At 67.0% G+C, this 21,107-nt stretch carries 17 protein-coding genes and 1 rRNA gene; 3 read left to right on the top strand and 15 right to left on the bottom strand.

Annotated features, from left to right (window positions below; translation table 11 throughout):
- A 16S ribosomal RNA gene (locus VPH46_RS04560) occupies positions 1 to 98 on the bottom strand; the annotation flags it as partial.
- A gap of 539 nt (positions 99 to 637) precedes the next feature.
- Between VPH46_RS04560 and VPH46_RS04565 the strand changes: the two genes are divergently transcribed.
- A complete protein-coding gene (locus VPH46_RS04565) occupies positions 638 to 1,906 on the top strand; it encodes a 3-phosphoshikimate 1-carboxyvinyltransferase (RefSeq protein WP_416609298.1) in 1,269 nt (422 codons plus the stop codon).
- Here VPH46_RS04565 and VPH46_RS04570 read toward each other — a convergent pair.
- The 6 genes from VPH46_RS04570 to VPH46_RS04595 form a co-directional block, all read right to left on the bottom strand.
- Positions 1,903 to 2,730: an HpcH/HpaI aldolase/citrate lyase family protein gene (locus VPH46_RS04570; protein ID WP_416609300.1), complete on the bottom strand. Its 828-nt coding sequence runs from the start codon at positions 2,728 to 2,730 to the stop codon at positions 1,903 to 1,905. The genes VPH46_RS04565 and VPH46_RS04570 overlap by 4 nt on opposite strands.
- Positions 2,727 to 3,179 carry a MaoC family dehydratase gene (locus VPH46_RS04575; RefSeq protein ID WP_416609302.1) on the bottom strand — a complete coding sequence of 151 codons (453 nt, stop codon included), beginning with the start codon at positions 3,177 to 3,179 and terminating at the stop codon, positions 2,727 to 2,729. Before VPH46_RS04575 ends, VPH46_RS04570 begins: the two co-directional genes overlap by 4 nt.
- Positions 3,179 to 5,113 carry an acetyl/propionyl/methylcrotonyl-CoA carboxylase subunit alpha gene (locus tag VPH46_RS04580; RefSeq protein WP_416609304.1) on the bottom strand — a complete coding sequence of 645 codons (1,935 nt, stop codon included), beginning with the start codon at positions 5,111 to 5,113 and terminating at the stop codon, positions 3,179 to 3,181. Before VPH46_RS04580 ends, VPH46_RS04575 begins: the two co-directional genes overlap by 1 nt.
- Entirely contained in the window at positions 5,110 to 5,592 is a 483-nt protein-coding gene (locus VPH46_RS04585) for an endonuclease domain-containing protein (protein ID WP_416609306.1), read from the bottom strand. The genes VPH46_RS04580 and VPH46_RS04585 overlap by 4 nt, the downstream gene beginning before the upstream one ends.
- The gene (locus VPH46_RS04590; RefSeq protein WP_416609308.1) at positions 5,589 to 7,190 is read right to left on the bottom strand and encodes a carboxyl transferase domain-containing protein; all 1,602 of its coding nucleotides are present in this window, start codon (positions 7,188 to 7,190) and stop codon (positions 5,589 to 5,591) included. The genes VPH46_RS04585 and VPH46_RS04590 overlap by 4 nt, the downstream gene beginning before the upstream one ends.
- A gap of 136 nt (positions 7,191 to 7,326) precedes the next feature.
- A complete protein-coding gene (locus VPH46_RS04595) occupies positions 7,327 to 8,460 on the bottom strand; it encodes an isovaleryl-CoA dehydrogenase (RefSeq protein ID WP_416609639.1) in 1,134 nt (377 codons plus the stop codon).
- Positions 8,461 to 8,653: 193 nt separating this feature from the next.
- Between VPH46_RS04595 and VPH46_RS04600 the strand changes: the two genes are divergently transcribed.
- Positions 8,654 to 9,595 (top strand): rhodanese-related sulfurtransferase, encoded by a 942-nt coding sequence (locus VPH46_RS04600; RefSeq protein ID WP_416609310.1) that lies wholly within the window; start codon positions 8,654 to 8,656, stop codon positions 9,593 to 9,595.
- Between the two features lie 28 nt (positions 9,596 to 9,623).
- On the opposite strand, the gene VPH46_RS04605 is transcribed toward VPH46_RS04600, so the two are convergent.
- From VPH46_RS04605 to VPH46_RS04630, 6 genes are all read right to left on the bottom strand, one after another.
- Positions 9,624 to 10,313 (bottom strand): HPP family protein, encoded by a 690-nt coding sequence (locus tag VPH46_RS04605; RefSeq protein WP_416609312.1) that lies wholly within the window; start codon positions 10,311 to 10,313, stop codon positions 9,624 to 9,626.
- 101 nt (positions 10,314 to 10,414) lie between these two features.
- Positions 10,415 to 11,299 (bottom strand): 3-hydroxyisobutyrate dehydrogenase, encoded by an 885-nt coding sequence (gene mmsB / locus VPH46_RS04610; protein WP_416609314.1) that lies wholly within the window; start codon positions 11,297 to 11,299, stop codon positions 10,415 to 10,417.
- 23 nt (positions 11,300 to 11,322) lie between these two features.
- Positions 11,323 to 12,099: an enoyl-CoA hydratase gene (locus VPH46_RS04615; RefSeq protein ID WP_416609316.1), complete on the bottom strand. Its 777-nt coding sequence runs from the start codon at positions 12,097 to 12,099 to the stop codon at positions 11,323 to 11,325.
- A 12-nt stretch (positions 12,100 to 12,111) separates the two neighbouring features.
- Positions 12,112 to 13,158, bottom strand: a complete 1,047-nt coding sequence (locus VPH46_RS04620; RefSeq protein ID WP_416609319.1) for an enoyl-CoA hydratase/isomerase family protein — start codon at positions 13,156 to 13,158, stop codon at positions 12,112 to 12,114.
- Positions 13,155 to 14,300 (bottom strand): acyl-CoA dehydrogenase family protein, encoded by a 1,146-nt coding sequence (locus tag VPH46_RS04625; RefSeq protein WP_416609321.1) that lies wholly within the window; start codon positions 14,298 to 14,300, stop codon positions 13,155 to 13,157. The genes VPH46_RS04620 and VPH46_RS04625 overlap by 4 nt, the downstream gene beginning before the upstream one ends.
- A 61-nt stretch (positions 14,301 to 14,361) precedes the next feature.
- Positions 14,362 to 15,894, bottom strand: a complete 1,533-nt coding sequence (locus VPH46_RS04630) for a CoA-acylating methylmalonate-semialdehyde dehydrogenase (RefSeq protein ID WP_416609323.1) — start codon at positions 15,892 to 15,894, stop codon at positions 14,362 to 14,364.
- Positions 15,895 to 16,045: 151 nt separating this feature from the next.
- On the opposite strand from VPH46_RS04630, the gene VPH46_RS04635 reads away from it, so the two are divergent.
- On the top strand, positions 16,046 to 16,453 hold the full coding sequence (locus VPH46_RS04635; RefSeq protein WP_416609325.1) for a hypothetical protein: 408 nt from the start codon (positions 16,046 to 16,048) through the stop codon (positions 16,451 to 16,453).
- Positions 16,454 to 16,481: 28 nt separating this feature from the next.
- Here the strand turns inward: VPH46_RS04635 and VPH46_RS04640 are convergent, their stop codons facing one another.
- Both VPH46_RS04640 and VPH46_RS04645 read right to left on the bottom strand, forming a co-directional pair.
- Complete coding sequence (locus tag VPH46_RS04640) at positions 16,482 to 17,954, bottom strand: glucoamylase family protein (protein WP_416609327.1); 1,473 nt, start codon at positions 17,952 to 17,954, stop codon at positions 16,482 to 16,484.
- A gap of 75 nt (positions 17,955 to 18,029) precedes the next feature.
- Positions 18,030 to 21,104 carry a TonB-dependent receptor gene (locus VPH46_RS04645; RefSeq protein ID WP_416609328.1) on the bottom strand — a complete coding sequence of 1,025 codons (3,075 nt, stop codon included), beginning with the start codon at positions 21,102 to 21,104 and terminating at the stop codon, positions 18,030 to 18,032.
- Positions 21,105 to 21,107: the final 3 nt, after the last annotated feature.

Raw genomic sequence — 21,107 nt, forward strand, 5'->3', positions numbered from 1 at the left:
GCACCCGTGCGCCACTAGACCCGAAGGTCTCGTTCGACTTGCATGTGTTAGGCATGCCGCCAGCGTTCGTTCTGAGCCAGGATCAAACTCTCAAGTTTGATGTTCCACCCAATCCCCGCGGAATAACAAGGATCAAGCAGCTCACTTCAAGGAGCCAATTCCTGCACATCACATATACTGTGGATATGTAATAGGACACATGAACTGGCTTAGCTTTAACCGACCACACCACGCCTTGAAAACGTGGCAGACCGGAGCCGCCGCCCACATGTCCCTTCATCTAAACCAACAATGTCAAAGAACAAAACGCCGGCGCTCCAGCAAACCCCTCTTTCAAGAGGCGCTCAGCACCAGGTTTTTTGCGACCCCAGCAAGCGCTCCGTTCGGTGCGCCGCTGCGGTGAACGGGTCTCTAGAGGCATCACCCAAACCCGTCAAACCCATTTTTCAAAAATGTTGCATTTTTCGCGTTAAGCCGCGGAAACCGGCGCGTTTTTTGCCGCTCCCTAGCTTGTTGAAAGCGCTCGTCCGGCCGAATCGCCGCCCTCCCGGGTCATTTCCGAACCGTCTGTCCCCTTGCCTATCGGCTCTCCGCGCGTGATCTGCCTCTCATTCCTCGCGCACGAGTAAGGCGATCCATGACCAAGCCCGCTTCCGCATTGACGATCGTTCCGCCCCAGACGCCGCTCAGCGGGCGCGTGGCGTTGCCGGGATCGAAGTCGATCACCAATCGGATGCTGTTGATCGCCGCGCTGGCGCACGGCACCAGTCGGCTGACCGGCGCGCTCAAGAGCGATGACACGAAACATATGGCAGCAGCGCTGCGCAAGTTGGGGGTGGAAGTCGAAGAGCCCGACGCGACCAGCTTCGTGGTGACCGCTTCCGGCACCTTGCGCCCTTCTGCCGAGCCGCTGTTCCTGGGCAACGCGGGAACGGCGATGCGCTTCCTGACCGCCGCTGCCGCCACCATCCAGGGGACCACGATCCTGGATGGCGATGCCCATATGCGCAAACGGCCGATCGCGCCGCTGGTGGAGGCGCTGCGCCGCATGGGGGTTATGATCGACGCGCCCAGCGGTTGCCCGCCAGTCCATGTAGAAGGATCCGGGATCCCGGGCGGGCGGGTGATCGTCGACGCGGGGCTTTCCAGCCAGTATGTCTCGGCACTGCTGATCGCAGCAGCCTGCGCGAAAGGTCCGGTCGAGGTCGTGCTGGCCGGGGGCGACATCGGCGCCCGCGGCTATATCGACCTGACGCTCGCTGCGATGGAGACTTTCGGGGGCCAAGTCATGCCCGTGGGCCAGACAGGCTGGAGGGTCGCCGCCACAGGCTATCAGGCGGCAGACGCCATGGTGGAGCCGGATGCCTCGGCAGCCACGTATCTCTGGGCGGCAGAGGTCCTGACCGGGGGCAAGATCGACATCGGCCTGGCTCCGGATCGCTTCAGCCAACCCGACGCCAAGGCGCAGGCGCTGATCGCCGCCTTTCCCCAGATGCCGGGCGTGATCGACGGTTCGCAGATGCAGGATGCGATACCGACGCTCGCCGTGCTGGCCGCGTTCAATGCGCGGCCCGTCCGCTTCACGGGCATCGCCAACCTGCGCGTCAAGGAATGCGATCGCGTCCGCGCGCTTTCGACCGAGCTGAACCGCATTCGCAGCGGCCTCGCCGAGGAACAGGGGGACGACCTGCTGGTCCATGGCGATCCAGAACTTGCCGGTCAGACGCTGCCGACCGCGATCGAGACCTACGCCGATCACCGCATCGCGATGGCCTTCTCCCTGGCGGGTCTGAAGATCGGCGGGATCCGTATCCTCGATCCGGGGTGCGTTGCGAAAACCTACCCCGGCTATTGGGACGCGCTGGCGTCGTTGGGGGTAGAGCTGGTGCCGGAGGTCGGAGCCTAAGCTCGGGCAATCAGGCGCTGCGCCTGCTTCAGGTGTGGCGCGTCGAGCATGCGCCCCTTGTAGCGCAGCACCCCCGCGTCCGGCGCAGCGGCGAAGGCGGCGATCACCGCCCGCGCTTCCTCAAGCTGATCGGGCGTCGGCGTGAAGGCGGCGTTGATGACGGGCACCTGCGCCGGGTGGAGCGCGAGCATGCCCGTAAACCCGTCCCGCGCGGCGCGCGCTGCATAGCGCGCCAGTCCGTCTTGATCGGCCAGCGCCGGATAGACGGTGTCGATTGCAGCCACACCGGCCGCGTGGGCGCCGAACAAGGCGAGCGCGCGTACCATCTCATAGGGAGGCGTGTAGCGCCCGTCCTCCTCGCGGGAGGTCGCGGCGCCGATCGCTGCCGGCAGGTCCTCCGCACCCCAGCTGATCCCGAGCAGATGGTCCGCGACCTCCGAATAGCTGCCGAGTGCGAAGACCGCGGCAGGTGTCTCCGTCGCGATCGGAAGAACCGGAGGACCTTCGCCTCCGAGCCGATCCACGAGCCGGCGGAGGCTCGCCGCGCCCTCCGCCTTGGGCAGCACGATGCCGTCGGCACACCGCGCGGCGGCAAGGTCGGCATCGAGGCGCCCTGCATCCAACGGATTGATGCGCACCAGTCGTAGGACACCGTCCGCCGGCTGTCCCAGGAACATCGCCACCTCTCGCGCCGCCACATCCTTGGCGGCCGGATGCACCGAATCCTCCAGGTCAAGGATGATCGCATCCGCCCCGCTCGCTGCCGCCTTGGTGAAGCGTTCGGGCCGGTCGGCAGGCACGAACAGCAGCGATCGCAGCCTCATGCCGCGCTCCGCCGCAGCAGCGCGGTTCGCAGGCAGTCGCACACCACCACGTCGCGCTGGTTGAACAGCTGGTGGCGGAAGGTGGCGATTCCGGCATCGGGCCGCGAGCGGCTGTCGCGCAGTTCCACCACTTCGGTTTCGGCGCGCAGCGTGTCGCCCAGGAACACCGGCTGCGGATGGACCAGCTTGTCGTAGCCCAGGTTCGCGACCAGCGTGCCGAGCGTCGTGTCGCCCACCGACAGCCCCACCATCAGCGCGAAGGTGAAGGTGCCGTTGACCAGGATCTGCCCGAACTCCGACGCCCGCGCCGCCTCCGCATCGAGGTGCAGCGGCTGCGGATTATGGGTCATGGTCGAGAACAGCAGATTGTCGGTCTCGGTCACGGTGCGGCGGATGTCGTGGACCAGGCGGTCGCCCACCTGCCACTGGTCGTAGAAGCGTCCTGCCATCAGCCTTCCTCCCGCTCCACGCGCACGAGCAGCAATCCCTCGCGCACCTGTGCGCCCGCCGCCGCAGGTAGCTCAACCACCGTGCCATCGAAGGGCGCGACCAGCCCGTGCTCCATCTTCATCGCCTCCAGCGTCACGAGCCGCTGGCCCTTCGTGACGACAGCTCCGTTCGTGACCTCGACTGAAGTCACGCGACCCGGCATCGGGCTGAGGATCGCTCCGTCGGCAGCAGCTCCGGCCGCAATTCCAGAAGAACGATGTTCGCGGAAGAGCCACGTTACGCCATCTTCAGTAACAACCCACCCACCGTTCCGGCTTTCAACCCACGGACAATGGTCAATATTTCGATCCGAAAACACGACGTCGTATGTTCGTTTGCTTTCGTCCAAACGGAGTAAGGTTGGGGCGGGAGCTTGATTGAGGCGGAACCCTTGAAGGCTCCGTGGACCACGGTCGACGTTAAGCCACGTCTCCCTGATGTCGGTTGCCGTGCCCCCGAGAGCATTATCCACTACAAGGTGCGCAACAGCCTGCAATACGGCTTCAGGTGCTTGTGCATCTGGGATCAAGTCTTCCCCTTCGCGTGCGATCAAACCGGTGTCCATGTCACCCGCATCGAACGCACCGTCCCAAAGAAGAAGGTGTAAGAAACCGGCGTTTGTTTTAACGGGCCAGCAGCGCACGTCCGCGGTCAGCTCTTTTAAATTACTGATTGCCTCCTGCCGATTAACCCCTTTCGTCACCAACTTCGCAATCATCGGATCGTAAAAGGGTGAGACTTCGTCACCCTGCTCTACACCGGTTTCGATCCGATACCGCTTACCGCCATACAGCTTCGGGAGACGAAAATACTCGAGTGTGCCTACGCTTGGCAGAAAGTCCTGAGCGGGGTCCTCGGCATAGAGCCGCGCCTCCATCGCCCAACCGTCGATGCTCAGTTCCTCCTGCCGCTTGGGCAGCGGCTCGCCCGACGCCACCCGCAGCTGCCACTCGACCAAGTCCTGGCCAGTGATCTCCTCAGTCACCGGGTGCTCGACCTGCAGCCGGGTGTTCATTTCCATGAACCAGATGCGGTCGGCGCGCAGGCCTTCCGATCCGTCGGCGATGAACTCGATGGTGCCGGCACCGACATAGTCGACGGCTTTGGCCGCGCGCACCGCGGCCGCGCATAGCGCCTCGCGCGTGACCGGGTCCATGCCGGGCGCCGGCGCTTCCTCGATGACCTTCTGGTGGCGACGCTGGAGCGAACAGTCGCGTTCGAACAGGTGGACGACATTGCCGTGGGTGTCGCCGAACACCTGCACCTCGATGTGGCGCGGGCGGGCGATGTATTTCTCGATCAGTACGCGGTCGTCGCCGAACGCCGATGCCGCCTCGCGCCGGCACGACTGGAGCAGTTCGGCGAACTGCGCGGCATCGTCGACGCGCCGCATTCCCTTGCCGCCGCCGCCGGCCACCGCCTTGATCAGCACCGGATAGCCGATCGCCTGCGCCTCGGTCGCCAGCCGCTCGGGGCTCTGGTCCTCGCCCAGATAGCCCGGCGTCACCGGCACGCCGGCGTCGATCATCCGCTGCTTGGCGGCGTCCTTCAGACCCATCGCGCGGATGCTCGCCGCGTCCGGCCCGACCCACACCAGCCCGGCGGCGACCACCGCCTCGGCGAAGTCGGCATTCTCGGACAGGAAGCCATAGCCCGGATGGATCGCCTCCGCCCCGCTCTCGCGCGCGGCGGCGAGGATGCGCTCGCCCACCAGATAGCTCTCGCGCGCCGCCGCCGGCCCGATCGCCACCGCCGCGTCTGCCAGCCGCACGTGCCGCGCGTTCGCATCGGCCTCCGAATAGACGGCGATAGTGCGGATCCCCAACCGCCGCGCCGTGCCGATGATCCGGCACGCGATCTCGCCCCGGTTGGCGATGAGAAGGGAGGTGATCATAGGAACTCCTGTTCCTCCCCGGCACGGGGAGGGGGACCAGCCGAAGGCTGGTGGAGGGGGCGCGCCACACGCGCGGCAATAGCGGCGACGGCAGAACCAACATCGCGCGATACGGCGGAAGCACAGAGGCGCAGCACATCGACACCGTTGTCGCTGAGGAAGCGGTCACGCTCCGCGTCGCGCGCCGGTCTGTCCCCGTGGCTGTGCGCGGTGCCATCAACTTCTACCGCTAAAGACGCAGACGCGCAGAAGAAGTCGGTAACATATGGGCCTACAGGATGCTGTCGGCGGAAACGCACCCCAAGCTGGCTGCCCCTGAGTTGCTGCCACAGCAGTACCTCCGGAAGGGTCATTTGCCGGCGCAACGAGCGCGCCTGCGCAACTTCCGGACGGAGTGTGCGCGGCGCTCCCCCTCCACCAGCCTGCGGCTGGTCCCCCTCCCCGTTCCGGGGAGGAACCGATCCGACCGCGCCCCTCACATCCGGAACACGCCGAAGCGCGGCGTCTCCGGGATCGGCGCTTCCAGCGTCGCCGCCAGCGCGAGCCCCAGCACGTCGCGGGTCTGCACCGGATCGATGATGCCATCATCCCACAGCCGGGCGGTGGCGTGCCAGGGGTTGCCCTCGTCCTCGTACTTCTGACGAACCGGCGCCTTGAACGCCTCCGCTTCCTCCGGCGACCAGGTGGCAGCATCGCGGTGGACGGTGGCGAGCACGCTCGCTGCCTGCTCGCCGCCCATCACGCTGATGCGGCTGTTGGGCCAGCTGAACAGGAAGCGCGGGCTATAGGCCCGCCCGCACATGCCGTAGTTGCCGGCGCCGAAGCTGCCGCCGATCAGCACCGTGATCTTGGGCACCGAGGCGGTCGCGACCGCGGTCACCAGCTTGGCGCCGTGCTTGGCGATTCCTTCCGCCTCATATTTGCCGCCGACCATGAAGCCCGAGATGTTCTGGAGGAACAGCAGCGGCACGCGGCGCTGGCAGGCGAGCTCGATGAAGTGCGCGCCCTTGACCGCGCTTTCGCTGAACAGCACGCCGTTGTTGGCGAGGATCGCGACCGGCTGCCCCCAGATGTGCGCGAAGCCGCACACCAGGCTGCTGCCATAGAGCGGCTTGAACGCGTGAAACTCGCTGCCGTCGACCAGTCGTGCGATCACCTCGTGCACGTCATAGGGCGCGCGCACGTCCTGCGGCACGATGCCGTAGAGCTCCTGCGGATCGAGCCTGGGCGGGCGCGGCGGCTGGCGGTTGACGCTCGCTTGCGCGGGCGGCGGCAGCGTCGAGACGATGTCGCGCACGATCGTCAGCGCGTGCTCGTCGTTCTCGGCGACATGATCGACCACGCCGGAGGTGCGGCCGTGGGTCTCCGCCCCGCCCAGTTCCTCGGCGCTGATCTCCTCGCCCGTCGCCGCCTTCACCAGCGGCGGGCCGGCGAGGAAGATCGTGCCCTGATTGCGCACGATCACGCTCTCGTCCGACATGGCGGGCACATAGGCGCCGCCCGCGGTGCAACTACCCATCACGCAGGCGATCTGCGGAATGCCGAGCGCCGACATGTTGGCCTGGTTGAAGAAGATGCGGCCGAAGTGGTCGCGATCCGGAAACACCTCGGCCTGGTGCGGCAGGTTCGCGCCGCCGCTGTCGACCAGATAGATGCACGGCAGCCGGTTGGCCTCGGCGATCTCCTGCGCGCGCAAGTGCTTCTTGACGGTGAGCGGGTAATAGGTCCCGCCTTTCACCGTCGCGTCGTTGCAGACGATCATCACCTGCCGGCCGGAGACGCGGCCGATGCCAGCGATCACCCCGGCGCCCGGCACCTCGCCGCCGTAGAGGTCGTGTGCGGCGAGCTGGCCGATCTCCAGGAAGGGCGAGCCGGGATCGAGCAGCCGCTCGACGCGCTCCCGCGGCAGCAGCTTGCCGCGCGCGGTGTGGCGCTCGCGGGCGCGCTCGCCGCCGCCTTGCGCGGCCGCAGCGACGTCGGCGCGCAGCCGCTCGGCCAGCGCGCGGTTGTGCGCGGAGTTGGCTTTGAACGTCTCGCTATCCGGCGCGACGTTGGTGGATAGGACGGGTGCGCTCACGACAGCTCCTCCCCGTTCGCGGGGAGGGGGACCAGCCGCAGGCTGGTGGAGGGGGCGTGCGGCAAGCGAGGCGGATGCGGCATGCCCCCTCGACCAGCGGCTGCGCCGGCGGTCCCCCTCGCCGTGCCGGGGAGGATCACTGCGCCACCGTCGGGTTGTGGCCGATCAATTCCCGCCCAATCAGCATCCGCCGGATCTCGTTCGTCCCCGCGCCGATGTCCAGCAGCTTGGCGTCGCGCAGGAAGCGCTCGACTGGCCAGTCCTTGGTATAGCCCGCCCCGCCGAGCGCCTGGATCGCCTCCAGTGCGACCTTCACCGCATTCTCGCTCGCCAGCAGGATCGCGCCGGCCGCGTCGAAGCGCGTCGTCCGCCCCGCATCGCAGCTGCGCGCCACCGCATACACATACGCCCGGGCCGAATTGAGCGCGACGTACATGTCGGCGACCTTGGCCTGCATCAGCTGGAACTCGCCAATTGGACGGCCGAACTGGCGCCGCTCGCGTACAAACGGGATCACCACGTCCAGGCACGCCTGCATGATGCCGAGCTGGATACCGGCCAGCACCGCCCGCTCGTAATCGAGTCCCGACATCAGCACGCCGACGCCGCCATTGAGCGGCCCCATCACATTCTCGGCCGGCACGAAACAGTCGTTGAACACTAGTTCCGCAGTGGGGCTGCCGCGCATGCCCATCTTGTCGATCTTCTGCCCGATCGAGAAGCCGGCCATGTCCTTCTCGATCAGGAAGGCGGTGATGCCGCGGCTTCCCTCGCCGGTCTTGACATAGACCACCAGCGTGTCGGCATAGGCCGCATTGGTGATCCAGAACTTCGTGCCGTTGAGGCGAAATCCGCCATCGACCGCCTCCGCGCGCAGCTTCATCGACACCACGTCGGAGCCGGCGCCCGCCTCGGACATCGCCAGGCTGCCGACATGCTCGCCCGACACCAGCTTGGGCAGGTACTTCGCCTTCTGCTCGACATTGCCCCAGCGGCGGATCTGGTTGACGCACAGGTTGGAGTGCGCGCCATAGCTCAGCCCGACCGAGGCGGAGGCGCGGCTGACTTCCTCGACCGCGACGACATGCTCGAGATAGCCAAGGCCCAGCCCGCCGAACTCTTCCTCCACGGTGATGCCGTGCAGGCCGAGCGCACCCATCTCGGGCCACAGGTCGCGCGGGAACCAGTCTTCCGCATCCACCCGCGCGGCAAGGGGCGCGATCCGGTCCGCAGAGAAGCGGCGTGTGGTCTCGCGGATCGCGTCGGCCATCTCGCCGAGCGCGAAGTCGAAGTCCGGGGTCAAATGGCCTCTCCATTCGTTCTGTTTTGCCCGAGTGTAGCACGCGTTTTCGCGAACGAAAGTTGCGCGTGCGTGAAACAGCCGAAAAGCGCTGCGGCGCCGCTGGCGGGCGACGACGTGATCCTCTAGAGCAGCGGCAATCCCCATCTTCCCGAGAACCACCGTGTCCGATCCGTTGCCGATCCGCGTCGTCGCGCTGTACCGCTTTACCTCCTTCGCCGACCCGGCCGCGTTGCGGGGGCCCCTCACCCAGACGTGCTGCAGCCTCGGCGTGAAAGGCACGCTGCTGCTCGCGCCGGAGGGGATCAACGGCACGATCGCGGGCACGGATGCGGCTATCGAGGGGGCGCTCGCCGCTATCCGCGCGCTGCCGGGCTGCGCGGAACTGGAGCACAAGGAGTCGCGCGCGGCGACTATGCCCTTCCACCGCATGAAGGTGCGGCTGAAGCAGGAGATCGTTACCATGGGCGAGCCGGAGATCGATCCCGTCGGCCAGGTCGGCGCCTATGTCGCGCCCGAGGAATGGAACGACCTGATCGCCGATCCGGAGGTGGTGCTGATCGACACGCGCAACGCCTATGAGGTGGCGGTCGGCACCTTCGAAGGGGCCGTCGATCCGCACACGGAGAGCTTCCGCGACTTCCCGCGCTGGTTCCGCGAGCACCGCGACGAACTGCTGGCGGGCAAGAGCAAGGTCGCGATGTTCTGCACCGGCGGCATCCGCTGCGAAAAGGCGACGGCGCTGCTGCGGGCGGAGGGCGTGGACGAGGTCTATCACCTCAAGGGCGGCATCCTGAAATATCTGGAGACGGTGCCGGAAACGGACAGCCGATGGAACGGCGAGTGCTTCGTCTTCGACCAGCGGGTCGCGGTGGGTCATGGCCTGGCGCCAGGCAGCCACGCATTGTGCCATGCCTGCCGCATGCCGGTGAGCGTCGCCGATCGGGCGTCACCGCTCTTCGAGGAAGGCGTCAGCTGCCCCGCCTGCTTCCACCAGCGCAGCGACGAGGATCGCGCCCGTTATGCCGAGCGGCAACGGCAGGAGAAGCTCGCCGAGGCCCGCGGCCAGGAGCATGTCGGCGCGACGATCGCCGGTCGCGATTGATCAGCGAACACGGGAGCACGGAGCGCGCTTAGGATCGCTTGCGCGCGCGCCTCTCGTTCGCATGATGCTCCACCCGCTGGAACAGCAGGTCGAGGTCTTCCTTGCTGACGTCGAACGTCTCGCCGAGGTCCTCCAGCGCGCGGTCCAGATCCTCCGGGTGCGGGACGCTTTCGACGGGCAAGGGCGCACGTGGCGCGACCGGCACCGGCCGGTGCGGGTAGGAGTGCCCGGAAAAGCGGTGGAACAGGACGCCCGCCACCATCAGCAGCACGGCATTGATGCCCACGGGCACGAACGCGAAACCATAGCCGGCCGACAGCACCGCAGGGCCTCCCACCACCGCCGTCAATGCCGCGGCGCCGCCGGGCGGGTGGAGGCAGCGCAGCAGTGACATTGCCAGGATCGCGCCGCCCACCGCGATCCCCGCCGCCAGGTGCGGCACCGGCACCAACTTCGCCGCCGTCACCCCCACCAGCGCCGAAACGATGTTGCCGCCGACGACGGACCAGGGCTGGGCGAGCGGGCTTGCCGGCACCGCGAACACCAGCACGGCCGCCGCGCCCATGGGCGCAACGAGCAGCGGCAGTGACGTCGCGTCGCCGAGCGCCCAGAAGCTGATCGCACTGGTGAGCGCGATCCCGAGCACCCCGCCCAGGCAGGCGAGCAGGCGATCCGGTAGGTTCGCACCGGCAAGAATGGGAGCAAAGAGAAGGCGCATCGGTCCACCGTGTTGGAAGACCAGCTCCTGTCGCCCGGTGCCCGGGAAGCCAAGTCAAAAAACAAGCTGCGCCGCCAAGCACTGCTTGGCGGCGCTTGCCCTCAGCTCTGCCGGCCGAGCATCCGGATGATGCCGGAAAAATCGGTGGCGGCACCCCCTTGCGCCACGAAGCTGCCATAGAGCTCCGCTGCCCGCGCGCCCATCGGCGTGTCGACATTGGCGCCGCTCGCCGCGTCCAGCGCCAGCCGCAGGTCCTTGAGCATCAGCGCGGCGGCGAACCCGCCCTGGTAGTCGTGATCTGCCGGCGTCTCGGGACCCACGCCCGGCACGGGGCAATAGGTCGTCATCGACCAGCTCTGCCCGGAACTTGCCGAGCTGATGTCGTAGAAGGTCTGCGGGTCGAGCCCCAGCCGCTCGGCCAGGACGAACGCCTCGCAGGTGGCGATCATGGTCGCGCCCAGCAGCATGTTGTTGCAGGCCTTGGCCGCCTGCCCGGCTCCCGCCCCGCCTGCATGGATCACCGCCTTGCCCATCGCCTGTAACAGCGGCTGGGCGGCCGCGAATGCCTCCTCGCTTCCGCCGACCATGAAGGTCAGCGTGCCGGCCGCCGCGCCGGCGATCCCGCCGGAGACCGGCGCATCGACGGCGAGCAGCCCCTTGGCCGTCGCCGCCTCGGCCAGCTGGCGCGCGGTCGCGACGTCGATGGTGGAGCTGTCGATCAGCACCGCCCCAGGCGCGGCCGCGCCGAACACGGCTTCCTCATAGACTTGTGCGACGTGCCGCCCTGCCGGGAGCATCGTCACCACCGCCTCCGCGCCCTCGGCAGCCGCCCGCGCGCTCTCCGTCGGCAGGCATCCAGCCTTGCGGGCACGCTCCAGCGCCTCTTGCGAAAGGTCGAAGGCGCGGACGTCGTGCCCTGCCTTCGCCAGGTTCGCGGCCATGCCGCCGCCCATGTTGCCCAGGCCGATGAAGCCGATCCGTGCCATATGCTACCCTCTCCCCGCCTGCCTCAGCGGCCCGTCCAATTGCCCGGCCGCTTCTCGACGAAGGCGGCCATGCCTTCCTTCTGGTCTGCGGTGGCGAAGAGCCCGTGGAACAGCCGGCGCTCGAACTGGATGCCTTGGGCAAGCCCGGTCTCGAAGGCGGCGTTCACCATCTCCTTGTTCGCCTTGACCGCCAGTGGCGCCATGCTGCCGATGGTGGCGGCGGTCTTCACCGCCTCCTCCACCAGTTCGGCGGCAGGCACGACGCGGCTGACCAGCCCGGCCCGCTCCGCTTCCTCGGCATCCATCATCCGGCCGGTCAGGCACATCTCCATCGCCTTGGCCTTGCCGACGGCGCGCACCAGCCGCTGCGACCCGCCCATGCCCGGCGAAACGCCGAGCTTGATCTCGGGCTGGCCGAACTTCGCGGTGTCGGCGGCAAGGATGAAGTCGCACATCATCGCCAGTTCGCAGCCGCCGCCCAGCGCATAGCCCGCGACCGCCGCGATCACCGGCTTGCGGGTGGCGGTGATCCGCTCGTACCCGGCGAAATGGTTGGTGCCGTACATGTCGGCAAAGCCCATCTCCGCCATTTCCTTGATGTCGGCGCCCGCGGCGAACGCCTTCTCGCTGCCGGTGATGACCGCGCAACCCTGCGAGGCATCCGCGTCGAAGGCGGCAAGCGCGGCGATCAGGTCGGCGAGCACCTGCGCATTGAGCGCGTTGAGCGCCTTTGGCCGGTTGAGCGTGATCAGCGTCACCGCCTCGCGCTGCTCGACCAGGATGGTCCCATATTCAGCCAATGCAGGTCTCCTTCAGCCCTCGGGGCTCCATTCGCTCTCCGCGTCCAGGGGTGCGAAGATTCGGTCGATCATGTGGTCGGTCACGCCTTCGGGCGTCGCCGGGTCCCAGCGGGGCGCATTGTCCTTGTCGACCAGCACCGCGCGCACCCCTTCGGCAAAGTCGGGGCGCTGCACGATGTGGGCAGCCACCGCATATTCCTGGCGCATCTCGTCTTCGAAGGTCGGCATGGTCGCACCTTCGAGCAGCAGCTTGAGCGAGACCTTCATCGACAGCGGCGATCGGCTGCGCAGCACCGACAGTTGCTCGGTTGCCCAGTCGCCGCCATCCGCCTCCAACGCCGCCAGGATGTCCTCCAGTCGATCCGACGCGAACAGGCGATCGATCGCCTCCCGATGCTCCAGGATCGCCGCGGACGGGGGCTCATCCGAGAGTGCGTCGAGAATGCCAGCGGCTTCCTGCGGCGCCTCGCTCAGCCGCGCCTTGGCGGTCTCCAGCCGATCGGCAGGGATATAGTGGGTGGCGAGGCCCAGCGCGTGGCATTCGGCACCGCGGATGCGGGCGCCGGTCAGCGCGAGATACTGGCCGATCCTGCCCGGCAAGCGCGACAGATACCAGCCGCCGCCCACGTCGGGGAACAGGCCGATTGCGGTCTCGGGCATGGCGAACAGCGTGTTCTCGGTCGCGATCCGGAAGCGCGCCGGCTGCGAGATACCGACGCCGCCGCCCATCACCACCCCGTCCATGAACGCGACGACCGGCTTGGCATAGGTGAAGAGCCGATGGTTGAGCCGGTATTCGGTCGCGAAGAACGCCCGCGCCTCGACGCCGTCGCCCTTGCCGCTCTCCGCGGCGCGCCGCACGTCGCCCCCGGCGCAGAATCCGCGACCCTCCGCGTGGTCGATCAGCACGATCTCCACGCCCGCGTCCCCGCGCCAAGCTTCGATCGCCTCCAGCATGGTGGCGCACATCGCCTCGTTCAGCGCGTGGAGCGCCCGCGGTCGGTTGAGCCGGATACGTCCGGCCTTGCCCTCTACTGCCGTCAGGACCTCGCCGCTCATTCGCGCACCAGTTCCCGGCCCACAATCATGCGCATCACCTGGTTCGTCCCCTCCAGGATCGAATGGACGCGCAGGTCGCGCCAAAAACGTTCGATCGGATAGTCCATCAGATAGCCGTAGCCGCCATGAAGCTGGAGCGCACGATCGACCACGGACGATCCCGTGTCCGTGGCGAAGCGTTTGGCCATCGCGGCAAAGCGCGTCTTGTCCGGCGCCTCGGCAGTGACCTTGGCCGCCGCGGTATAGAGAAGCGCCCGAGCCGCTTGCAGCTCGGTATCCATGTCGGCGAGCGTGAACTGGGTGTTCTGGAAGTCGGCGATGGCACGGCCGAACTGCTTGCGATCGCGGGTGTAGCGGATCGCCTCGTCCAGGCAGCGCTGCGCGCCCCCCAGCGAACAGGCGCCGATGTTCAGTCGCCCCCCGTCGAGCCCCATCATCGCGAAGCGGAACCCCTCGCCCTCCTGTCCCACCAGGTTCTCGGCCGGCACGCGCACGCCGTCCAGGTTCACCTGCGCGGTCGGCTGGGAGTGCCACCCGAGCTTGCGCTCCTGCGCGCCAAAGGAGACGCCCGGCATCTCCTTTTCCACCACGAAGCAGGAGATGCCGCGCGGCCCCTCCTCACCGGTCCGTGCCATGACGAGGTAGACGTCGTTCTCGCCCGCGCCGGAGATGAACTGCTTGGTGCCGGTCAGCACATAGTCGTCGCCCTCGCGCACGGCCCGCGTTCGCAGCGCCGCCGCGTCGGAGCCGGATGACGGCTCGGTCAGGCAATAGCTCGCCATCCGCTCCATCGTGACGAGGTCCGGCAGGTACTTGGCCTTGAGCGCGTCCGACCCGAACCGGTCGAGCATCCACGACGCCATGTTATGGATGGAGATAAACGCGCTGGTGGAGGGACAGCCATAAGCCATCGCCTCCATGATCAGCGCCGCCTCCAGCCGGCCGAGGCCGATGCCTCCTTGCTCCTCCGACACGTAGATGGCGGCGAAGCCGAGCTCGGCGGCCGCCTTGATCGTGTTGCGCGGGAAGATGTGCTTCTCGTCCCACTCGCCTGCATGCGGCGTGATGCGATCGGCGGTGAACCGCCGCGCCAGATCCTGGATCTCGCGCTGGTCTTCGGTGAGGGCGAACTGGTTTGTCATGTTCAGGGTACAACTCGTCTGTGTCGTTCCGGTCGATCGGCCTTACGGCTGGATGGGCAGATCACCCCATCGTCGGGATGACGAAGGCGTCCTGCACGCGGCTGGGCCCGCCATCCTCGCTTCCGGTCGGCAGCGCCGACCCATCCGGCCAGCGCTGGGTGACTGTCTTCACCTTCGTCCAGAAGCGGACGCCCTCCATGCCGTGCTGGTTGGAGTCGCCGAAGCCCGAGCGCTTCCACCCGCCAAAGCTGTGGTAGGCGACCGGCACGGGGATCGGCACGTTGATGCCCACCATGCCGACGTTGACCCGCGCGGCGAATTCGCGCGCGGCGTGGCCGTTGCGGGTGAAGATCGCCACGCCGTTGCCGTATTGATGCCGCGAGGGGAGTTTCAACGCCGTCTCGAAATCGGGCGCGCGGACGATCTGGAGTACCGGGCCGAAGATCTCCTCGCGATAGCTCGCCATGTCCGGCGTTACGCGGTCGAACAGCGAGGGGCCGATGAAGAAGCCCTGCTCGTGCCCTTGCAGCGAGAAGCCGCGGCCGTCGACTACGAGTTCGGCACCCTCTTCGACGCCTCGCTGGATCCAGCCCTCGATCCGCGCGCGGTGCTCGGCCGTGACCACCGGCCCGTAATGCGCCTCCGGGTCCGTCGAGACCCCGACGCGAAGCGCCTCGATCGCCGGGATCAGCTTCTCCCGCAGCGCTTCCGCGGTACGATCGCCAACCGGCACCACCACCGGCAGCGCCATGCAGCGCTCGCCCGCCGAACCGAACGCCGCCCCCGCCAGGTCGGCGACCACCTGGTCGAGGTCGGCATCGGGCAGCACCACGCCGTGGTTCTTGGCCCCGCCCATTGCCTGGACGCGCTTCCCCGCCTCGGCCCCGCGGCGGTACACGTAGTGCGCGATGTCGGAGCTGCCGACGAAGCTGACGCCGGCAATGGCGGGATGGTCGAGGATCGCGTCGACCATCTCCTTGTCCCCGTGCACGACCTGCAAAATGCCCTCCGGCGCGCCCGCCTCCAGCATCAGTTCGGCCAGGCGCACCGGTACGCTCGGATCGCGCTCGCTGGGTTTGAGGATGAAGGCGTTGCCGCAGGCGATCGCGATGCCGAACATCCACATCGGGATCATCGCGGGGAAGTTGAACGGGGTGATGCCGGCGCCGATGCCGATCGGCTGGCGCATGGAGAAGACGTCGATCCCCGGCCCTGCCCCCAGACTATACTCGCCCTTCAGCGCGTGGGGGATGCCGCAGGCGAACTCCACCACCTCGAGGCCCCGTTGGATGTCGCCGCGCGAATCCGCCAGCACCTTGCCATGTTCGGAGGACAGCAGCCGTGCGAGGCTGTCCATCTCCGCCTCGACCAGTTCCTTGAAGCGGAACATGACGCGAGCCCGGCGCTGCGGGTTGGTCGCGGCCCAGCCGGGCTGCGCCGCCTCGGCTGCGGCTACCGCCCGGTCGAGGTCGGCCCGCGACCCCAGCCGCACCTCCGCCTGCACCTGGCCGCTGTTGGGATCGAACACGCGGCCCGTGCGGCCGCCGGCTGGCGCGTCGTCGGCTCGCGCAACGACATGGTCGATGAAACGCATCGGCTCTCTCTCCTCGCAGGCGCGGCGTCTGGTGGCCGTCTGCCTGTAATTTTGTTTCAACTAGCCCGGATGAAGCCGCGGGACAATCTTGCTCATCGATCGTTCAGCACCGCTGTGGCATTTGCGTAGCAATCAACGAAAGGTATCCGCGATGCGTCTCCGTTTCGCTCTTCTCGCCGCCGCGCTGCTTGCCGGTGGCACCGCCTCTGCCGCGCCCCAGGACAACAGCCGCTACGAGGCCAAACTCGCCAAGGCGCTCGAAGGGCGCACGGCGGGAGAACCCGTCAAGTGCATCAACCTGCGCGACATCCGCTCGACCGAGATCATCGACCGGACTGCGATCCTGTATCGGATGAACAACGGTACTTTGTACGTCAATCGTCCCTCCGGCGCCTCGACCCTCGACAACGACGACATCCTCGTCACCAAGACGTTCACGTCGCAGTTGTGCAACATCGACATCGTCCAGTTGGTGAGCCGGACCAGCCGCTTCTCGTCCGGCTCGATCGGCCTGAGCGAGTTCGTCCCCTACACCAAGGTGGGGGCGACCAAGAACTAGCCCGCTCCGCCGGTGCCTCCAGGACAAGCTAGGCGCCGGCGTTTCCGGCTGCGGCGAGCCAGCCGCCGGTGAAGCCCGCCCGCTCAAGCCCGCGGCGGATGTGCGGGTTCTTCTGCATGGTCTTCCAGATGAGGCCGGAACGCCAATTCTCGATCATGCAGACGATCGGCCCCTGGTCGATGCCGAGATAGTCGACATCGACCCAGCCGACGCCGGGCACGACCTTGCCGTGCTTCAGTCCCACCTCCGGCGCGGTCATCGTCGGGTTGAACGCATCGAGGAAGCCGTACTTCCCATAGATGGCTGCGCCATAGCGGGCGTGCATCGCCTCCACCGCGGGCACGACGATCTCGGGCGCGAAAGCGATCGATCCCAGCGCGGCCGTTGGCGCCAGCGTACCGTCGTCCCGGTCGCCGGGACCGCGAGCGGAATAGCTGAAGAACTCCCGCTCCCGTCCGCCGAGGCGCACCTTGAAATCACCCGGGCCGTCGCAGGCGGTCAGCCCCCACACGTCCGCGCTATAGCCGGTCCAGCCGGCGGGGTTGTCGGCAGCGTAGGCGCGCTGCGCATAGGTCGCCCGGCGGCTGTTCTCGAAATAGTCGAGGTCCTTGCCCGTCATGTAGGTGTCGCGGATGCCGCGAAAGTCGATCCAGACGTGGCTGTACTGGTGCCCGAACATGGGGGCGAAATGCAGATAGGGATCGCCGCCGAAGCGCCCTGTCCAACTGGGTTCGAACTGTTGCGACCATGCATCCCAGGTCTCCGCCGGCAACGCATGGGTGGGGGAGCCCAGCGCCAGCACATAGAGGAGCATGCCCTCGTTGTAGATTTCCCAGTCGTGGCGGATGAACCCGCTCTCAGGGTGCCAGCCCATCGACAGGAACGGTGCCCGCGGGGTGATCCAGTTCCACTCGACCGCGGCATAGATTTGGTCTGCGAGCGCGCGGATGCGCACTTCGTCGGGATGATCGCCGTCGAACCAGCTTTGAGCGAAGAGAATGCCGCCCAGCAGCAGCGCCGTGTCGACGGTCGAAAGCTCTGCTCGGGCGAAGCGATGCCCCCTGGTCACGCCCAGGAAGTGGTAGAAGAAGCCCTTGTAGCCGCTGAAGCCGGTTTCACCCGGTCCTTGCGGCGCGTTGGCAAAGAACTCGAGCGTCGCCAGCGTGCGCGTCCGCGCCGCGGCTCGCGTCACCCAGCCATGCACGACGCCGATCGGATAGGCGGTCAGCGCAAAGCCCACTGCCGCGATCGACGCAAACGAGGGGGTCGGCCAGCGATCCGGCGCAAGACCGGTCTTCGGATCGGTGGTTTCCCAGAAATATCGGAAGGTGCGCTGCTGGATTTCGGCAACCAGCCTCGGCAGTTCGACGCCGTCCTCGGGCACGGGCGTCGGAAGCGGCCCCAGCGCCGCGCTCAGCAGGCGCTCCGTCTGCGCACAGCCCGCCAGCAGGCCTGTCGCACCACTCGCCCCGGCCAGAAGAAGCTGTCGCCGGTCGAGCATGGGACCCCTTTCAAAAACGCAGAACAACAAAACTGGCGGGCGGCGCGACAGCACCGCCCGCCAGAGCAGGGAGAGTTAGAAGGAGAAGCCCGCGGAGAGCTTCACCGTGCGCGGCGGGTTCCCGCCGATGCTGTAGGTGGAACGCTCCCGATAGACGCTCGGCGAACCGGGGGTCCGCGTCGTGTCGTCTGGGCTGTTGTTGAAGTCGACATAGTTGCGGTCGTTCATCAGGTTGATGATGTCGAGCCGGAAGCGAAGACGCGCCTGATCATAGAGGAAGTTGAGCGGCACGTACTTGGTGATCGCCAGGTCGAGCTGGCGACGGCCCCAACGATCGCCCGAGCCGAGCGCCTCTGCACCGACGATCACGCGCTCGTACGGATCCGCCCGATCGACCAGCGCCCGCAGGTAGGTCGGCGATTCGATCTGAAACTTCGCGGAGATCGACATGTCGATCGGCAGATCCACGCTGCCCGCCACCACGAAGCGATGCCGCGGCACGGCACCGGAGCGAACGAACGGGTAATCGGCCGCACTCGGGAAATCGAGCAGGAAGTATGCGGCCTGGTCCCCGTTCGGGCGGTTATCCTCCGCCTCGGTGTAGGTGTAGGTCGCATCCAGGCTCCACGGCGACTCAGCCGAATAGACCTTGGTCAGCTTGAAATATGCCGAGTCTGCCTTCGTCTCGAGCCCGTTGTCGCCGATAATGATCGACCCGTAGCCGGCCGGCGAGAAGTTGCCCGGGCCCTGCGGCGCGCCCGTGGTCGGCGACGGTGCGAAGAACGAGCCGTCGGGGCGACGATTGCCCTGCAGGTAGACGAAGCCGTCCTTGCTGACGATGCGGGTGTAGCCGACTTCCAGCTCGACCGGCTGAAACCGGCCGCGCAGACCGAGGCTGAACTGATCCGAGTACGGAACCTTCAGGTCGTTGTTGATGAAGCGGAACTCGCGCCCGCCCGCCGTGCCGCGCGCTGCCAGCTGCTGACGGCCTTCTTCCGTCAGATATGCCGGATCCCAGGCGATGCAGACCGGGTTGGTCGGCAGGCACGGGTTCTGCGTGTCGGCACCCTGGAACAGGAAGGTGCGACGCTGGAAGCGGCCGGTGGCCAGCTCCTGCTGCAGGAAGTCGAACTGGTTACGGTCGTACGACCGGCCGTAGCCGCCGAACACCGAGAAGCGACCCGCCTCGTCGAAGCGGTAGGTAAAGCCCACGCGCGGCTGCCAGGCGCCCTTGAACGCCTTACGATTGTTCCCGTTCGAGATATAATCGTTGATGTCGTAGTCGGCGTTGATGAGGTTCGGGTAGTTCTCCGGCGAGATCGCCGTCAGATCCTCGTCCGGGGTGACATAGTTGAGGAACGCCGGCGTCCGCTCGTAGTCCCAGCGCAGGCCCAGGTTCAGCGTCAGCCGGTCGGTGACGTCCCAGTCGTCCTGAAGGTACAAGCCGAGCTGCCAGTTCTTCGAACGGATGCGAGGGTCGCCGAGCGAACCGACCGCACCGAACTGAAGCTGGTACGGGATGTCGTCGTTGAAGCCATCCGCGACCGGAAGGTTAAGGTCGTAGCTGTAGAGCGGGTTGAGGAGGTTCTGCTCAAGCGTATTGAGCTTGACCCACTTGCTCTTCACGCCGGCCTTGATCGTGTGGCCGTCGAAGCCGGTCCAGGTGAAGTCGTTCTGGACGGTCCAGCCGGTCTGGCCCTTGTCCTGGAAGTTCAGGCCCGCACCGATGCGGAACAGGTTGTAGGTGTTGATCGAGCTGCCGTTCACCTCGGAACGGCGGAACTGCTGGCTGATGCCGTCCGTCGCCGGCCGGGGCGCCCAGCTCACATCCTCGTAGCCGACGCGGAAGTCGTTGATCCAGTTGTCCGCAGTATGCTGCCAACGGGCGGTGCCGCGGATTTCCTCGACCTTGCTGAGCGTCGCGGTCGAATAGGCCGCGATGCCGTTGCTGATCTGCAGGCCGGATTCGTTGCGGTACTTGCCCGTGAACTCGATCAGGTCGCTGTCGGTCGGCGTGATGTCGATCTTGCCGAAATACAGATCCTGCTTGAAGGTGGAGCTGTAGGTACCGAACTGGTCGCGATACTGCTCCGGCAGGCTGTCGACCGAGATGCCGTTTGCAGGCAGAACGTCGACCGGCACTTCACGCCGCTTGCCTTCGTAGCTCACGAAGAAGTGCGCGAGATCCTTCACGATCGGACCGCCCAGCGCGACGCCGAACTGCTTGTCGGTCGTCTTCACCTTGTCGATCTTGGTCGGATAGATTTCGGTCGGGCGACGGTCGCGCAGGCTCTCGTCGGTGTAGTCGAAGAAGCCTTCGCCGTGGAACTCGTTGGTACCCGACTTGGTCGTGGCGGTGATCGCCACCGACCCGACCTGGTCGAACTCCGCCTTGTAGTTGGAGGAGATCACCTGATACTCGCCGATCGCGAGCTGCGGGAACGGATTGCCCGGCGACGAGTCCTGGCCCGTCAGGCCGCCACGCAGGACATAGTCCTTCTGGCTGACGCCGTCGATGAACACGTTGACGGAGTTGCTGCCCTGCGCGCCGCCCTGGATGCGCGAGGAGCCGTCCGACCCCTCGATGAAGCGGACGCCCGGCGCCAGATCGGCGAAGGCGAGGAAGTTGCGGCTGTTCTGCGGCAGCTGCTCGATCAGCCGGGTGGTGATGTTGATGCCCACCTGCCCGCCGGTCAGCGAGCGCAGGCGGCTGCCCGTCACGATCACGTCCCCGCTGGTATCCGCGGTATCGGCCGCCTGGCCGCCATCCTGCGGCTGCTCGGCTGCCGGAGCCCCGGCGCCCTGGTCGGCGCTCAGGTCGAGGTCCAGGCCTGCGTTCTGGCCGACGTTGAGGGTGAAGTTGTCGGAGTTGCGGGTGCCGTTCTGCAGCTTGATCTCGAGCCGGTAGGTGCCCGCCCGCAGCGACGCGAAGTTGTAGCTGCCGTCCGCGCCCGCGACCACGGTCCGCCGGAAGCCGGTCGAGACCTCGACGACGGTGACCTCCACCACGGGATTGTCCGCGGGGGCGATGATGGTACCGCGCAGCGATGCCTGCCCGACCTGTGCCGCTGCCGGCGTGATCACTGCCGTGCTGGCTGCCAGCATCGTCGCGCCCGCGAGCGCTAGCCGCAAAGCCTTGGTCCTACTCATGAT

The organism is Sphingomonas sp. MJ1 (PH-R8) (assembly GCF_048058635.1).
In the GTDB taxonomy this organism is placed as follows: Bacteria; Pseudomonadota; Alphaproteobacteria; order Sphingomonadales; family Sphingomonadaceae; genus Sphingomonas.

Coding starts and splice junctions, on each gene's coding strand:
- VPH46_RS04620 (WP_416609319.1), bottom strand. CDS start 13,158: ATGAGCGGCGAGGTCCTGACGGCAGTAGAGGGCAAGGCCGGACGTATC.
- VPH46_RS04605 (WP_416609312.1), bottom strand. CDS start 10,313: ATGCGCCTTCTCTTTGCTCCCATTCTTGCCGGTGCGAACCTACCGGAT.
- VPH46_RS04595 (WP_416609639.1), bottom strand. CDS start 8,460: ATGGCCGACGCGATCCGCGAGACCACACGCCGCTTCTCTGCGGACCGG.
- mmsB (WP_416609314.1), bottom strand. CDS start 11,299: ATGGCACGGATCGGCTTCATCGGCCTGGGCAACATGGGCGGCGGCATG.
- VPH46_RS04580 (WP_416609304.1), bottom strand. CDS start 5,113: ATGATCACCTCCCTTCTCATCGCCAACCGGGGCGAGATCGCGTGCCGG.
- VPH46_RS04635 (WP_416609325.1), top strand. CDS start 16,046: ATGCGTCTCCGTTTCGCTCTTCTCGCCGCCGCGCTGCTTGCCGGTGGC.
- VPH46_RS04625 (WP_416609321.1), bottom strand. CDS start 14,300: ATGACAAACCAGTTCGCCCTCACCGAAGACCAGCGCGAGATCCAGGAT.
- VPH46_RS04630 (WP_416609323.1), bottom strand. CDS start 15,894: ATGCGTTTCATCGACCATGTCGTTGCGCGAGCCGACGACGCGCCAGCC.
- VPH46_RS04645 (WP_416609328.1), bottom strand. CDS start 21,104: ATGAGTAGGACCAAGGCTTTGCGGCTAGCGCTCGCGGGCGCGACGATG.
- VPH46_RS04565 (WP_416609298.1), top strand. CDS start 638: ATGACCAAGCCCGCTTCCGCATTGACGATCGTTCCGCCCCAGACGCCG.
- VPH46_RS04640 (WP_416609327.1), bottom strand. CDS start 17,954: ATGCTCGACCGGCGACAGCTTCTTCTGGCCGGGGCGAGTGGTGCGACA.
- VPH46_RS04570 (WP_416609300.1), bottom strand. CDS start 2,730: ATGAGGCTGCGATCGCTGCTGTTCGTGCCTGCCGACCGGCCCGAACGC.
- VPH46_RS04575 (WP_416609302.1), bottom strand. CDS start 3,179: ATGGCAGGACGCTTCTACGACCAGTGGCAGGTGGGCGACCGCCTGGTC.